Annotated in this window: 12 protein-coding genes; 1 reads left to right on the forward strand and 11 read right to left on the reverse strand. The window is 44.0% G+C overall.

Annotation, left to right across the window (positions count from 1 at the left end):
* Window positions 1-15: 15 nt before the first annotated feature.
* From AC58QT_RS13845 to AC58QT_RS13895, 11 genes are all read right to left on the reverse strand, one after another.
* On the reverse strand, window positions 16-1,224 hold the full coding sequence (locus AC58QT_RS13845; protein ID WP_497409479.1) for an SGNH/GDSL hydrolase family protein: 1,209 nt from the start codon (window positions 1,222-1,224) through the stop codon (window positions 16-18).
* A gap of 20 nt (window positions 1,225-1,244) precedes the next feature.
* Window positions 1,245-3,458: an FAD-dependent oxidoreductase gene (locus AC58QT_RS13850; protein WP_497409480.1), complete on the reverse strand. Its 2,214-nt coding sequence runs from the start codon at window positions 3,456-3,458 to the stop codon at window positions 1,245-1,247.
* 87 nt (window positions 3,459-3,545) lie between these two features.
* Entirely contained in the window at window positions 3,546-5,165 is a 1,620-nt protein-coding gene (locus AC58QT_RS13855) for a response regulator transcription factor (protein ID WP_497409481.1), read from the reverse strand.
* Between the two features lie 3 nt (window positions 5,166-5,168).
* A complete protein-coding gene (locus tag AC58QT_RS13860) occupies window positions 5,169-6,908 on the reverse strand; it encodes a sensor histidine kinase (protein ID WP_497409482.1) in 1,740 nt (579 codons plus the stop codon).
* A 90-nt stretch (window positions 6,909-6,998) separates the two neighbouring features.
* Window positions 6,999-8,585: an extracellular solute-binding protein gene (locus AC58QT_RS13865; RefSeq protein ID WP_497409483.1), complete on the reverse strand. Its 1,587-nt coding sequence runs from the start codon at window positions 8,583-8,585 to the stop codon at window positions 6,999-7,001.
* A gap of 71 nt (window positions 8,586-8,656) precedes the next feature.
* A complete protein-coding gene (locus tag AC58QT_RS13870) occupies window positions 8,657-9,526 on the reverse strand; it encodes a carbohydrate ABC transporter permease (RefSeq protein ID WP_497409484.1) in 870 nt (289 codons plus the stop codon).
* 13 nt (window positions 9,527-9,539) lie between these two features.
* Entirely contained in the window at window positions 9,540-10,487 is a 948-nt protein-coding gene (locus AC58QT_RS13875; protein WP_497409485.1) for an ABC transporter permease, read from the reverse strand.
* Window positions 10,488-11,311: 824 nt separating this feature from the next.
* Entirely contained in the window at window positions 11,312-12,199 is an 888-nt protein-coding gene (locus AC58QT_RS13880) for an ADP-ribosylglycohydrolase family protein (protein WP_497409486.1), read from the reverse strand.
* A 6-nt stretch (window positions 12,200-12,205) separates the two neighbouring features.
* Complete coding sequence (locus AC58QT_RS13885; protein ID WP_497409487.1) at window positions 12,206-13,252, reverse strand: AAA family ATPase; 1,047 nt, start codon at window positions 13,250-13,252, stop codon at window positions 12,206-12,208.
* Window positions 13,225-13,893, reverse strand: a complete 669-nt coding sequence (gene pnuC / locus AC58QT_RS13890) for a nicotinamide riboside transporter PnuC (protein WP_497409488.1) — start codon at window positions 13,891-13,893, stop codon at window positions 13,225-13,227. The genes AC58QT_RS13885 and pnuC overlap by 28 nt, the downstream gene beginning before the upstream one ends.
* Window positions 13,894-13,970: 77 nt before the next feature.
* Window positions 13,971-14,741, reverse strand: a complete 771-nt coding sequence (locus AC58QT_RS13895; protein ID WP_497409489.1) for an NUDIX domain-containing protein — start codon at window positions 14,739-14,741, stop codon at window positions 13,971-13,973.
* 205 nt (window positions 14,742-14,946) lie between these two features.
* Here AC58QT_RS13895 and AC58QT_RS13900 point away from each other — a divergent pair, with 205 nt between their 5' ends.
* On the forward strand, window positions 14,947-15,837 hold the full coding sequence (locus AC58QT_RS13900) for a helix-turn-helix transcriptional regulator (RefSeq protein ID WP_497409490.1): 891 nt from the start codon (window positions 14,947-14,949) through the stop codon (window positions 15,835-15,837).
* Window positions 15,838-15,920 lie beyond the last annotated feature (83 nt).

Below are 15,920 nucleotides of genomic sequence, written 5' to 3' on the forward strand. Positions count from 1 at the left end.
AGTGAATCGATTCCCTTATAGTGGCGGCTGCACCAACAACAACTTCCCTAGCTGGATCACCGTTTGATCGTACCAATCCAGATGCTCCTGAACATGCTGCCTGCTCCGCTCATTGCCGACTGCCGCAAACACAGCCGCTTTGTCTGTCTTCTCGGAGTCGATTTCAAAACGAACCGTATGGCTCCCATTCGGAAGCTCTGGCAAGTAAACAAACTGATTTCGATTATGATCATTGTAGGTTGTGAATCGGTCGACAAGGAAGGGCTCCCCACCATCCACCGTCACCTTTAATCTACCGGAATCAGGTCCTCCGATATCGAACAGCCCGATGTGCGTGCCTGTGAACTGCACCGTGATCGCCTCTCCAGGATCGACTGCTCGCCACAGGCCGGGAAACAACCAATCGTACTTGCGGGCTAGCTCAAATTCATCAGGCGTCACGTAAGACCATCCTGAAGATAATTGAGCATGCCCTTCCAGCGGCCGCATAGCAGCGTACTCCCACGGATTGGCCGGAACCAGCGGTTCCTCTGGCAGGTTATGTTCAACAGTTCCCGAACTATCCCCAAGTTCACGAATCCGCTCAAAGGACCGAGTGATCGTATCCGTGTAAATCTGATGTCCTTCAGGGATTAGTGGATGGATCGCATCATGCGTAAAAACAATAGCCCCGGGAAAGGACTCTCCTGCCTTTGCAGTGAAAACGAGCTTGCCTTCCGTCACCAATTGACTAACCGCCACGCCCAAATGAATCGAAGGGATACCGTAATAATCTGCCACTTCCTCCTGCATAAGAGCTCCCTTCTGGTATTCCCCAGACTGAAATCCGGCCACATCCCGCTCCTTCAGCGTATAAAGGAATAGAATGTCGGTAAACCGACTCTGTTTGTGAATTTGACGGACAATGCCTTCGATCCGCGCCTTGGACTCGGGTACTCCGCCATCGTTACCGACAAATTCAACAAACACGAGATCAGGCTGATGGCGCAGGACATCCGTCCCCAAACGGGCACATCCCAAATCCGATCCCGTACCGTCAATTCCTGCATTTACACAGCGGATATCCGCCTCGGGATATTGCCCCCGCAGCCAGTCCGCCGTCATCACCCTATATCCCTGAGAACGGGTATTACTGCCGCCAAAATAGACAATGGTCACCGTTTCCCCGTTTTCTAACTTCTGAATGACATTAGGTAACCCTCTTCGAGGGAAAAATTCCTGCATCACGACTTCACCTGACCTCACTAAGCATTTTTAGGTGCAAACAATTTGACAGCAAACACTTCATGATAAGGCGAACCGTAAGTTGCGCAGCAATTAATTCGGATTCGAGTTACACCTTTCGCATCAACCTTATGTTTATTCAACGTGTGATAATTACCACGGATACTCATTTCCCTCTCAGTTCCATCTTCGAAGGTCAAGGTCACTTCATAATCTTGCATGAGCGGTTCGATCGGATCGTCAAAATGCTCTAAATCCAACTGTGAATTGAAAACGAGATGCATTTCATCGAGATTCTTAGGGCTTGCAAAACAGAGTTCCAACCATTCCTGTCCTTCTGTACGTTCGGAAATCCAGCCGTTCGGCAGACCATACGGTCTGGAGTAACCATTGACGACATTGTCAGGATTATACATATCCTGCGCTGGCAGCAGATCCTTGAAGCAGATGCTCTTATTAAACTTCTTCAGCCTGGACGGCTCTTCCGGCCTATAATGGAAGGAGACCGCTCCTGTAATTTTCTCCTCATTACCGTATACGGCAAGGTTCGCCGTACCTTCCAGTACGATGTATATTTTATCGTCCGCTGGCTTCACGCACCCCAAGTCCAGCGTGATCCAATCGTCATAACCGGCAGTGATATCCACACTGTACGCTTTCAACTGGCTGGTGGGCATATAGTTTTCTTTCCGATCCCCGCCGAACAATTTCACATGCAGCGTTTCTGCATGCTCGGAACTATTTTTAACTCTAATCTGTACACTCTCCGCTACAGCGGTCTGAATCGGCAGAACCAAACATACCCCTTGCGCCAAGGAAATCGCTTCGGTCGGATGAAGATTGTCATAGCTGCGCTGAGATGAGGCACTTACACGTAATCCATCAGCAAAATACGGATCTAATTCCTCTTTAAGCCCTACAATCGTTTGCCCATCTCGAAGCAACAACGCTTGCAGCTCTCCCATATGCCTTTCGACGATATCTGCGGGGTCTACCTCATATTTCAGGCATAACGAAGCAGCCGTTCCAACGGCCTGCCCCATACAACCGCAGGTTGCCATTACCCTTGTAGAACCAAAAGCAACATGGGTAGCACTTATGTTGCGACCAGCGAACATGAGATTAGGTATATTTTGCGAAAATAAACTGCGGAACGGAATATTGTACAGGCCAGGCACGAAATTCCATGCTGTAGCGGGTCCTTCATCGTAGATGCCCTTAGCTGCATGTAAATCCATATACCAGCCACCCACGGATACAGCATCATCGAAATGCGGCTTTGTGGTCAAATCATTCTGAGACAACATGTGATTGCCAATAAACCGCCTCGACTCGCGCTTGCCTGGAATGGGACACACATAATCCAAGATAAGATTATCGACATCATCAAATTCGCCGCTATTTTTGATATAATCCCAAATCCCGTATACCAATTTCCGCAGCTCCAGTGCGATGTCTTCATTGTTGGCGATAACATCCATATGCCCGCCGTACTCCAGCCACCACAATCCGCCAAGACCATTGATTTTCCTAGGGAAAGCTCGATGGTTCAAACCCCTTCGGATACTTTCAAAAAAAGGCAGCTTCGTTATATCATAGGCAAAGCCGGGCCTCTTGTAAGGAACGGAATATTCTACATCACGGGCTTGGAAAAGAATCGTATCCCCCATGGTGTAATGATCTGCTACTTCTGGAGCCAAATCTTCCCCGTATTCATGCTTCGCTTCTCTTCCCCATCGGAAGTGAGCACCTGCCTGATAGCCGACAATCCCGTCGCCAGAGCAATCGATGTAGGTTCGGCTTTCAAAACGGAACTTCCTTTCAGAAGCTAATTGAATACCCTCCACCCATGCGATTCTGCTGTTCTCCATGCCTGTTTCATGCACACATGTATTCAGAAATAGCGCAATGTTAGGCTCCGCATAAACCATATCCAACAAGACCGTATCCGAAAGGGAGAGCATAAGCTTTTTGTTATATAACGGATTATAGTGAAAGATCTTCAACTTGAGTTCTTCCACTAACCCGCCCTCACGCGCATAATAGGATGGACTTTTACCGAGATAAGCCGACCCGTTAATATGAACCCTAACCTCGCTGCTGGCATTTCCTCCAAGCACTGGTCGATCATTAATAAGTGATACTTGCAGCCCTTGACGAGCAGCAGCAATCGCAGCACAAATCCCCGCAATCCCCCCGCCGACGACAGTTACATCCGCTTTAATAAGCTCCATTTTGATTACCTCCATGATAAGATACATCTATCATGGTAGTCTTTTTAGGCCCGTTTTTTTTACAGGATTTCTAGAAAAACTCATAGTTTATTTAGATTCATACCGTGTCATTTTGATCCGATATTGCTTAGGTGTATCACCCGTGTATTCTTTGAACAGTTTGCAGAAATACCCTTCATTGACAATGCCCACTTCCTCGCACAGTTCCAGTATCGAATAATCCTGTACTTTCAACAACTCGAGCGACAATTGGATTTTCTTACGATTGATGTAGCTAATTACGCCTTCGTTCATTGTTTTCTTAAAAAGGCTGCTAAAATACGATGGCGCTAAGTTCACATCCTCAGCGATAGCCTCCAGGGTTAAACGTTGTTTCAAGTTTTTCTCTATAAACCGCATAGCTCTCATGATTTCTGCCCGATGTACAAGTTGGCCAGCGTGCACATATTCGAATGTAAAGTCGCTAATATAAGCTAACTGCTCGCGAAATGCCATAAATTCAATAGGAAATTCGGCTATTTCCGTGGTTGGTATGTTCCCAGATTTAAACTTCATAACAATGTCCCTGTACAAGTCTCGAAGCATAGGAGCCATGATGGACCTATGGATTTTATGATCGGAAGCAAATTGGTTTAAATCAGCAAATTGTTTCTCCAGCTCTTCTTTGGAAACCTGTCTTTGCACCCATACTAGAAAATCAGTCAGTTTCTGCTGAAAATCTACTCTTCTGTCATTTTGATATTGAAAGCGATGCGAAGGAGTTTTGACTACTTTCTCCCCATGATAATAGAAGTCCTCACTCACATTACGAGCTTCGGTATACGCTTGTTTGATGGATTCCCAACCTCGATGCGGACCCCCAAAAGCGACAGATACCCTTTGATTCAAAAACTGCTGCAAATGGGAGACGATCTGAATTCCCAAAGTCTGGCAGGCATACTCCGTATCCATGCTACTTCGATTATTTTCCCAAGCAAGAAAACCAATAAACCGATTATCGGATAGATCCGTAGCTACACCCCTGCCACAGTTCATCACCGTTTCTTCGATGACATTCGTAATCGCATATTTTAAGATGTTTTGGTCAACCGCCGAATATTCATTGCGAAAATTTTCATACAAATTCATTTCAACAATAAAGCAGCTGTAGTTAGCTTGAAAGACCTGGGACTCCATGCTACCCGCAAAATTCGATACGCGATGAGAAGGTATTTCGCCTCTAATCAGTTCGTTAAAAAATTGCTTGCGGACCCTGTATTTATTTTCAAGAATGGAGACGTTTAACGATTGAAATTCCTCTTCTTTTTTCTTAAACTCATCCAGATTTCCGGCTGCTTTACCCAACGCTTTATCCAAATCTGCCTCATTCAACGGGACCTTCACAATGTACTCCAATACGTTGGCATGAATAGCTCGCTGTGCATATTCAAATGTGGAATAGGCAGTCAAAAGGATGAATTGCGTATGAGGCAGCTCGGGCTTTAACTGCTCAATCATGGCTATGCCATCCATTCTTGGCATAACGATATCAGAGATGACGATATCTGGCTTTAGCTTGAGGATCTCCTCGATCCCCTTCTGCCCGTTATTCGCTTTGCCCACTAAATGAAATTTCCTTTCCTTATGAGCGAGCTCGCTAAAAAATAATTCCAATCGTTGAATGATGAGATCTTCATCGTCGACAATGAAGCAGGTGTAATCTCTCACGTTTCATGCATCTCCTTTAAACGAACCTACCGGGAATACGGCGCGGACACTGGTTATCTCCTGAGGTTTGCTTTTGATTTGGAGCCCGAACTGCTCCCCGTAGTGAAGTCTTATTCGTCCATGAATGTTATTTAACCCAATTCTTTTCCTTTTTACTTCCGGGTTATTTGGGTCTTCCTTTAAAATATGTGGAATGCGATCCGCAGGAATACCCTCGCCTTGATCAATGACTTCGATGATAACGAAGCTGCCCTCCCTGTAGGCATGAATCGTAATTGAGCCTTCGATTCCCCCTCCGTTATAGCCATGGAAGATACTATTCTCCACAATGGGCTGGAGCAGCATTCGAAACACTGGAAAGTCCATTAAGCCGTCTTCAATTTGCTCAACTAAGTCAAAGTGCCTATTATAACGGATGTTCTGAATCTTGATATAGTCGGATACATTGCGCAACTCCTGACGTAGCGAAACCTTCTCTGCAGCGTCGGCGATCCCGTATTCCAATAAGGAAATGAGAGACCCGATCACCACATCTACTTTCTCTATTTGTCCGAGACGTATGACATTGCTAATGGATCCAAGCGTGTTATATAGAAAATGAGGGTTTATTTGCGATTGCAACACTTGAATTTCCAGTTTCCTCTCCAGTTCATTATGAAGCTCTGCTCGACGAATCAACTCTACAATCTGCTGCAGCATGCGATCGAATGCGCGGGAAAGGTCCCCGAATTCATCATTTCTTTTAATGATAACGGTCGTAGTCAGATCGCCCTGCTCTACCCGCTTCATTGTTGTTTTGAGTGCATAGAGCGGATTCCTTATATATTTGGCAATGAAAAAAGAAATAAACAAACTTAAAATCAAGCCTGCAATGAGAAGTCCTAGATAATAGTTTTCCAATCTGGACAACGCGGCTTCCAGTCGAGATTCATCGTTCATCGAGATGAGGAACCAATTGAATTTCTCCGTCGGCTTCTTCAGAATGGAGACGGGTAAGCCATCTTTGGTATGGAGTTGAAGGCTAGTTCCCGTCGTATCCAGAATTTGTTGGGCTGACATGTCTCCGATTGCGAAAGTATGATCTTGAATACTGAGAGGGCCTCTATTTTCCGAAAATCCAGCAATGATTTTACCTGATGTGGTAATTAAAGCCAGATTCATTTGTTCTTTTTTATTAATCTTAAACAAAGTTTCCTCAATCGCATTGAGATCCAAATCCACGGCAATCGCCATAGGAGTCGGAGTGCCGTTCAGATATCGTACCATTGTAACTGTCCAGCCGGAATACTTCGATTTATAAGGATCACTGACAAAGGTAGTCCTTCTGTTCTTGTCGGCCGCATCAAATAAAGGTTTTCTATCTGATAAAGGTTCATCGAAAATTCTTGTAGGCATACTTCCGCCTAGAATGGATAAATCACTATTGATCAAGTAAATATCACTAACGTAATTACTGTTGAGCTCATAGAGCTCTCTTAATTGCTTTTTAATTACTTCTGTCGTATTTATGTTGGCTTTCACCGATGTTTCGACCGAGAACAAGATTGTCTGGAAGGAGGAAAAATTAACCGTTAAATACTGGTCAACTTTATCCAATATTTGATTTGTGTAAAAAATATCGTTGGTTCTGATTTCCTTTTGGACATAGCGATAGGACAATTGGCTTATTAAGATGATGCAGCTTAATACGAACGCGAACACGATCATAAATAGTTTGATAGGCAAGCTGATTCTTCTTCGCATCGGTCATCTTCCTTTTACATCTTTATTAAACCAAGCATAGCATAGGACAACAAAGAGAGGGGCGATTTATCGCCACTCTCTTCGTTCATCTTACTTAATTAAACCTGCTTCTTTAAATTGTTTAACGGTTGAATCTTTGTATTTCTGCATGTCGAACTTCGTATCTAATGTTTTGAGGAAATTGTCCCAGTTCGTAAGAGGATCTTTGCCAGACATAAATTTGACTAAACTTTCATTGATGAAGCGTGTACGGTCAGCTGCCAACGTATCGCTCGGATCTGCTGTCAACAAGTTACCAGGTAAAGTAAGACCGACATATTGCTGATTGTTCTTGAACGCTTCTGCCGTCTTCGGATTCTGGAAGGAGAAGTACTCGGCATCATCACCACGGCGCGGCATTCTATAATGATCCACCCATAAGTACTTTTCTTTCATATCCTTGGATAATTCAGAAGTCTTATTTTTGATCTTGCCGTCTACGACATCCCAATGAATCCCCTTAATTCCGTATGCAAAGTTAGGATAGGCTTCTTTGTCTGTAAACATATATTCCAGCATGGACAGGATTCGAACAATTTTGTCCTTATCCGCTTTCTTGGAAATAGCCCATGAATTGCCTTGGAACGATTTTTTCTCCACGATTTGATCGCCGTAAGGCCCTTTCATTGGAGGAATGACGATCCATTCTGGTACTTCTCCGCCGATTTCTTTCATTTTCTGCTGAGCATCCGGTTCCAGTCTGCGGGCATCTCTAATCATAAAGCCAACTTTACCTTTAAATAACTTCTGATCCAATAGATCAGGGGTATTCATCGTCACCCAGTCGGGGTCCACAACTTTCGCTGTCATCATTTTATTGATGTAACCGAGTGCTTCCTTCATTTTAGGATCAATAAATAAGTACACCGGTTTGTTATCTTTCACATCAATGGCGGAGGGAGGATTAACGCCAAACATCCACATCAAGCTATCAAAACCATAGGTTTGCAGATTGCCTTCTTTATTCATACCGCCGATGAATCCGTACGTATCGTTCTTGCCATTTCCGTCTGGGTCTTTCTCTGTAAAGGCTTTCATCACTTCGAACAATTCGTCTGGGGTTGTTGGCACTTTCAATCCTAGCTTTTTTAACCAATCATTACGGATGAAGAAGCTGCGACTGATACCGTTTACATTATCATAACCGGGAACTCCGATGGTTTTTCCTTGATAAGCTGTCGCTTCCCAAGAGTCTTTAGCAAAACGTTTCTTCAATTCAGGAAATTGATCCAAGTACGGAGTCAAATCCGCAAGCACGCCTTGGTCATAATACTGCGCAAGATCGGACCGACTCTTCAAGAATAGCAAATCTGGAATATCTCCACCTGCAATAAGTGTATTGAGTTTGGTTGTTGCTTGCCCAGCTTGAGGAATCGTCATATCCAAGTCAATGTTCATCGCTTTTTCCAACATTTGACGTTGAATATCCTCCTCACGTGGAGGTAGCGGAGCGGCAGCATTGAACGTACCTTGGTTAAACATCGAAATTTTTATTTTGTTCGCAAACTTGTTAGCCTCGGTTTGTGTGCTGCTCGAAGCTGCAGGCTTAACTTCTTCTTGGCTCCCGCATGCTGACAATAGCGTTCCGAACCCTACTACAGCAGCCAGAACAGTAAATGTAATCTTCTTACGTTGCATATTGACCTCTCCTTTTGCTTGTATCTATATTATCACGGTGTCCCCGTAACAACCTAGGTAGGAATTGCCTTTTACCCTTTAATGGATCCCATAAGTACACCTTTAGTAAAATGCTTTTGCATAAATGGATACACAATTAAGATCGGAACCGTCGTCACGACGACAGCAGCCATTTGCACAGCAAACTTGCTCACCGTACCGGAATTAGCCATCGATTCAGCGCTTTCTGATGCAATGTTAAGCAAAATATTGCGCAAGACAACTTGCAGCGGCATTAAGTTCGCATCATTCAAGTAAACAATCGCATCAAAATAACTGTTCCAATGTCCCACGGCGTAAAATAAGGATATCGTGGCAAGGACGGGCATTGAGAGGGGTAAAATGATCCTCCAAAGCGATTGAAGTTCACTTGCACCGTCAACCCTCGCCGATTCCTCGATTTCAGGGGGCAATTGCTCGAAAAACCCTTTAATAATGACCAAATTAAATGCACTAATGAGATGAGGGATAATCAATACCCACGGACTGTTCAGCAATCCTAGAGAGCGAATTAACAAATAACTCGGAATTAAGCCTCCGCTGAACATCATCGTAAACACGATGAAGATTAAGAATGTGCTGCGTCCTGGCAAATACTTTTTGGATAACGGATAAGCAGCTGCGACCGTAAATATCACATTAAGCGCAGTCCCTACGATTGTTCGAAACAACGTAATTTGATACGCTTGCCCGATACCATGCGAAATGAATACTTCTTTATAGGCTAAGAAAGTAAAGGATTCTGGAATAATCACAATCCCTCTTCTTACGACTTCCGATTCTGGCGTCACGGATACAGCAACCACATATAAAAAGGGAAGTAAGCAAAGTAGGGCTAGTAGGATAAGAATAAAATAAACGACGACTTGCCATATTTTTTCCCCGAAGGTTAAATTAATCATGTATACAACCACCTCACCAAATTTGCCCATCGAATTTTTTGGCAATCTTGTTCGCAGCCAAAACTAAAGCAAATCCGATGATCGCTTTAAACAATCCCACAGCCGTAGCCAAGCCAATCTTCAAACGCTCCAACCCTTCACGGTATACCCATGTGTCGATAATGTCGATTTTCTCTTGGTTAAAACTGTTGGCAAACATGAATATTTGGTCAAATCCAGCGTCCAGAATGTGACTTAATTTCAGGATCAACATTAGAATAATGACGCCTCGAATGCCGGGTAATGTGACATGCCATAACTGTCTCAACTTGGAAGCCCCATCCATGCGAGCTGCTTCATATAAACTTGGATCAATGCCCGCTAATGCGGCAAGGTACAAGATCGCTCCCCAGCCAATATCCTTCCATATTTCAGATAGGATAATCAGCAGTCTGCCCCAGGCAGGTTCCGTTAGGAAGGAGATCGGCTGAATCCCATTTTCCTTAAAAATCATGTTAAAAAGGCCATCTCCTGGGGCTAATAACGCCACCATCAGTCCATACACAATGACCCATGATAGAAAATGGGGTAGATACGTAATCGTTTGCACAATTTTCTTAAACCATTGGGTATACACTTCATTAAGAAGTAAAGCCAGTACGATAGGAGCAGAGAAACCGAACAATAGCTTATACAGGGATATGATGATTGTATTTCGCATAATGTCCCAGAAATAAACGCCATTGATAAAATCTTTGAAATTCTTAAGTCCCACCCATGGGCTATCCCATAGTCCCAAAGCTAGGTTATAGTTTTTAAAAGCAATAATGATTCCCGCCATCGGAATATATTTGAATACGGCAAAGTACACTAATGCCGGAAATAAGAGCGCATACATGACTTTATATCGTTGTATTGTTCTTATCCATGAATCCCGTTTCTTCGGGGTGGGATGGGCGTCCGTTGCCAGTTTTGCTTGCATGTCATCACCTCGTCTTTGTTTATATGTGTATCTTAGCATCCGCTAATCGGATAAATTTCTGTGATTTCTAGAATTTCTTACAAGATATTAAGTAGGTGGGGGATTGGGTCATTTCTGAATTAGCTGGAGAAATGAGACTGTCGATTAACTGTTTATCCTGAATCTCCTATACACCATTTGAAATTTTGAGAAACAACCGGGAACTTCTGCAACTCGAGATAACTTATCGCTTCCATGACATAGAGATGAACCTCGTTTGCAAAATAGGGTTATGAAAACATCTTATTTATTAGTTTAGTAGAGAATACGTGAGAATAACGTTATAAAATAGCGTTATTTCACTCTAAATGGATAAATTTCACTCTATTTGGTCGAAATAGCGTTATTTCGTAATGCTATATTTTCACAGAACTTGCATATGTAGCAAATAACGTTATGCCACACCTTTATTTGAAATCGCATGTGACCGTACCTTTAAAAGAGAGACATCCTCCGAATCATGGCCGTCGCTTGCCCAAACACCAAAAATGAAAAAAAAGGACAAAGTGAGAGCAACCTTTCTCAGGTGCTTTCACTTTGTCCGCAAGTTATTTGCAAAATGGATAATCATCTAATTGGTTTCTAATTCGCTTCTAATTTGCATTTCGCTTGAAAATAGTGTTCAGATGTTGACCAAATTTTACCTTGAATTTCAATAGCGTGCCTAGAAAAGTTTGAAAAACAACCATAAGGCTTATCCGTTTCATAGAATTTAATCACATTTTGTTCCATTTGATTAACCCTCTCATTTCCTTAGTTTCCTTAGTTTTATTAATTAAATACAACTAATCCAACCCATCCCTCAGCCCAACCAACCTCACCGCAATCTCTTCCAACCGCTCCCTAATCAGAATCGCCTCCGCATACGCAGCCGGTATCCCTTCATAGCCATAATAAATGCCTGCCAACCCACCGGCAATGGCACCTATCGTGTCTGAGTCTCCGCCCAGATTGGCCGCCCTTTGAACAACTTCGCTAAAGTCGGAAGCTTCCAGCAAAAGGTGGAGCACCCAGTTGAACGTATGCACAACGAATCCGGTCGCTTCGCAACCAGGCTCGGACGTAAGTATACGTTCATACTCCGTTCCGATTAGCTCCTGCTGAATCACTGATTTCATCTCTTCTCCCTGCAGCAAGCGATAAGCAATGCGGTTATAGAGGATGCAAGCTTCATTGCATCTCTCGTCATAATGCGTCATTTTCGATTGCATTTGGGAAATGCGCTCAATATCCTTCCAGTCTGTATACGCTAGCGCGACTGGTAAACAGCGCATCAGTGAACCATTCCCAGCACTTTGGCCCATTTCAATGTGCGTGACATATGCCGCCTCGAACCAACTCTCCTTCACATTTTCAAAGGTATGTCTGATGATGTTGCCGATATCTTTCGGCCTCGTTTGGTACCATTTCATGAAATGATCACCGATCGCAGCCAAAGGGTCTTGTGGCTTCTCCAAAATCCCCTCCGCTACACACAACGTCATCATCGTATCGTCCGTCACTTCACCAGGCTCCAATCGCCAAACACCCCCACCAATGATCTCTGTCAAATAGCCATATCTCGCTTGGATTTCCCGGACACTCATGAATTCGGTCGTACCGCCTAACGCATCACCGATCGCGACGCCGTAGATCCCGCCTTTGATTTTATCTAACAAGTCGTGTTCGTTCATCCAGTTTTACTCCCCTCCCTCACTACCTGTTTGTGCCATCAAACATTCACCCAAACTATGATATTTATGATAAGTCCTCATAATCTTACTTACTTGTGCCGCTCTCTCCTCGAGCGTTCCTTGTAATAGGAAATACGGGATCTGCCTCATTTTGAGATCAGCAATAATCTGCTTCTGAAACACAACCCGCTGCACCTCCCCCGAACGATCCCAAGTATCGTCATAGGGAATATCCGTATCACATACAAACACCAGATCATACCGCGACGCCGCATCCACAGCCAGTTGAGTCAAACGTGGCGTAGCCGAACCGTGATAATAATGGGAAAACATATACGTTGTAATCGCATTGGTATCCACGAAGAGAATATCTCGCGCCTCCTTCATCAGAAGCTCTTCTCTTGCCAAATGCCCCTCCGCGATCTCCTCCAGCTGCTCTAACGACAATCTGCGATCTACCTGGTGCTTCTCCCAATATTCCCGTCCGTACTCCGCCATCCAACTTGTATGCATCTGTTTCGCCATATGAGCGGTAAGGGTGGATTTCCCTGTCGAGGGTGCGCCAAGAAATACGACCTTCGCTATCAGATCTTTATATACAACTGGACTCAGAAATTTTCTATTGTCAAAAGGATTCCCCCGCACTTGCGTGCCCGAGACCGGAAACGTGTTCCGATCTGGATCCACCTGGCGATTCACTGCCCCCAAAGCAGCGCTCATGTGATCACCATAAAACTCACTGGAATAGAAATGTGTGATTTTCCGCCCCTCCAGCTTCTGCAGGATATAGGTCTCATGCATTCTTTTAATCGTTGGCGTATCGCCTATTTCAACGGGACCGTCCCACGCTTCGATAACATGCACCTGCGGGTAAAGGGTACGAATCCAATTAGCGCGCACAGGTAAAGGAATATCCGTTGTTTCTGGGCAATCGTAGATGACAAGAATGACTTCATCCATCTCTTGGATTGCAGTCTCAATCATAAATTGATGACCCGCATGCAGGGGGGCAAACTTACCTAAAGTTAAACCTGTTCTGTTGTGTTCTGACATATGAGATTCCTCCGATCCTCCATGTGTAACGCCCGTTTCCATCCAACATATCCTGCAGCAGCGATGAACAAGAAAATAAGGTATAAGAAGGCCACCGCATACAAATCTTTATACGCGTACATGGCTACCGACAACACGTCGACAGTCATCCAGATGAGCCAATTTTCCAACACTTTGGACGAAAGCAGATACTGGGCAATGAGGCTTAACGTAGCAATGAAAGCATCCGCATAGGGTATTGAGGCGTCCGTGTATGTTTGTAGAACATATCCCCATAACAGGGTCATAACTACCATACATACACTTAATGTAAACGTGAGTTTCCTTGTTATTTTTCTAGTCGGACGCACCTTAGTACCTTCTCTTTTCGTCAACCAAATGATCCAACCATACACGCTTAATATGAAAAAGAACACCTGCAGCATCGTATCCGCATATAATTTCGCTTCCCCAAACATTACGAAGAAACAACCCACATTGACCAGTCCAATTGGCCATGACCATATGTTTTCCTTCGCTGTTAACCATACGCACAACAAGCCTGTCGTCGTCGCGATGATTTCGATTGCCGTTGATGACGTGTAGATCGCTATGGCAACCATACCAAGGAATAAGGCCACAAATGTCCAAGCTTTTCTCATACATAACGCCTCCTTAAGTTTAACTCCCAGCAAATAATACTATCAATATGACATTATCAAAAGGTAAAAGAGACCGCCTAGCTGTAAATGGACAGCTGAGGCGTCAGATCCGTGAAACGATAAAGCTGTGCAGCTCTCTGCGAGTACCGATTGGAGAGTTTCGGCTCTCCGCCTCGATCCACCGCTTCTTCAATAATGCCTTTGCGGCTTTGCGTAGATGTGATTTTGCGAATGAAGTTGCTTTCCTCAAAATGCGGCACAACCGTTTGAATCACTTGATACAGTTCACCAATGGTGAACTCCTCAGGAAGGAACTCCTTGGCAATGGTAGTGGTTAGCATCTGTTTCTGAATCTGATGCAACGCATCCGTCACTATCTCCCGATGATCAAATGCCAACGTCAACCCAAGCGCTTCCTCCACCGTAAACAGGCGCACATCAGACGCATCTGTATCGGCACGCCTTTCAGCCAACAATTTCTCGTGAACTAAAGCATAGAAAGCGTGAGAGATAATCCATCCTCTTGGATCACGTCCAGGTTCGCTATAGACGTTTAAATATTCCATATGAACATCCGCGACGCCCGTTTCCTCTTGGAGCTCCCTCCGAGCACAGGTGTACATACTCTCTGACTCTTGGCAAAACCCGCCAGGTAAAGCCCATTGGCCCTCGAATGGCCATTGTTTTCTTTGTATGAGCAGAACCTTTAGTTCTCTAATCGGCAGCGCCTTTTTGGTTGTGTTCTTTTCTGTTGAGGTAATGGTGAAAATAACAATATCACTCGGTGCACCGTCCGGTGTCCGATACTTATGAGAGGAGTAGTTCGACTCTTTTTCGTTCGTGTCCATTGTGGCACCTGCTTTCATAACTTTAATGTCGATTTGATATTATCATTATGACATATTAAACGCGAATGTCAAGTGGGCATCAGCACATCTTCTTAGTAAATAACGCCAAAACTTCTTCCTTTCACAGGGCACATCACGTAAAATATAACTAAGCATATCCATCACATACACGTTGGATACAAATTCGATCTTATAGAGGTAAGCTATGAAACCAACCGTTCTTCACTTCATCGCTCCACCAATTCCTTATTTTTTAGATTGCGGAAGCGCTTACTACGATATTGGGGAAAGTCATATAAGTAGAACTAACATCGGCGCCTTCGACCTCATCGTCGTTAAGAAGGGCACTATTTTCATCGGCGAAGGTACGAATGAATGGACGCTCCAACAGAATGATGCCATCATTCTAAGACCCGATCTTTCGCATTTTGGAACCGCTCCTTGTGAGCAGCAATCCGAAATCCTTTGGATCCATTTCCATACGTATGGTGCTTGGGATGAGTACATGGATATGGATACGTGTTTAGAGACTCAGAACACTCTGATTGAGGATCACAAACAAAAGGCATTTCTCAATCATGCTGAAGTGAACTCCATATTCATCCCCAAATATATGAAACTCAATCACAAAGCCTTAGAAATCTTAGAATACTTCTTCGATTTGGAACAGGAATCGCGCTCCCAACGCAATTGGCGGAAACAGAATACGTTTCAATTGTTTATGCAGCATATTAACCGTGAATTAATATCAACAACCGACATGACTGCGTTTCATTTAGCTGAGAAAGTCGAGCTATTTATTCGCCAGAATTATACGAAAAAAATATCCAACTCCCTCTTGCAAGAGCATCTTAATTATCATCCTAACTACATTGCCAAATGTATGTTGAAAGTGTTCGGGATGACCCCTAATGATTATTTGCTGCAATTTCGTATCGAACAATCCAAGAAGCTGTTAATTCAAACGAATTGGACTATGGCCAGAGTTGCGGAAGAGAGTGGTTTTCAGCACGCCTCCTACTTCTCACACTGCTTCTCGACCAAAGAAGGGATCTCACCTTTAAATTTCCGCAAAAACTATACAGGCCATTCATGACCGACATGCCCGGTATGCGTGGACAACTTGATACCCTAACGGTGGATACAAAAACAGCCAGCAACCTAGAGATCTCAAGGTTA

Source organism: Paenibacillus sp. J31R109 (assembly GCF_059692055.1).

Excerpts from the sequence above, each read along its gene's own strand:
- AC58QT_RS13845 (WP_497409479.1), bottom strand. The coding sequence starts at position 1,224 with ATGCAGGAATTTTTCCCTCGAAGAGGGTTACCTAATGTCATTCAGAAG.
- AC58QT_RS13850 (WP_497409480.1), bottom strand. The coding sequence starts at position 3,458 with ATGGAGCTTATTAAAGCGGATGTAACTGTCGTCGGCGGGGGGATTGCG.
- AC58QT_RS13860 (WP_497409482.1), bottom strand. The coding sequence starts at position 6,908 with ATGCGAAGAAGAATCAGCTTGCCTATCAAACTATTTATGATCGTGTTC.
- AC58QT_RS13865 (WP_497409483.1), bottom strand. The coding sequence starts at position 8,585 with ATGCAACGTAAGAAGATTACATTTACTGTTCTGGCTGCTGTAGTAGGG.
- AC58QT_RS13870 (WP_497409484.1), bottom strand. The coding sequence starts at position 9,526 with ATGATTAATTTAACCTTCGGGGAAAAAATATGGCAAGTCGTCGTTTAT.
- AC58QT_RS13875 (WP_497409485.1), bottom strand. The coding sequence starts at position 10,487 with ATGCAAGCAAAACTGGCAACGGACGCCCATCCCACCCCGAAGAAACGG.
- AC58QT_RS13880 (WP_497409486.1), bottom strand. The coding sequence starts at position 12,199 with ATGAACGAACACGACTTGTTAGATAAAATCAAAGGCGGGATCTACGGC.
- AC58QT_RS13885 (WP_497409487.1), bottom strand. The coding sequence starts at position 13,252 with ATGTCAGAACACAACAGAACAGGTTTAACTTTAGGTAAGTTTGCCCCC.
- pnuC (WP_497409488.1), bottom strand. The coding sequence starts at position 13,893 with ATGAGAAAAGCTTGGACATTTGTGGCCTTATTCCTTGGTATGGTTGCC.
- AC58QT_RS13895 (WP_497409489.1), bottom strand. The coding sequence starts at position 14,741 with ATGGACACGAACGAAAAAGAGTCGAACTACTCCTCTCATAAGTATCGG.
- AC58QT_RS13900 (WP_497409490.1), top strand. The coding sequence starts at position 14,947 with ATGAAACCAACCGTTCTTCACTTCATCGCTCCACCAATTCCTTATTTT.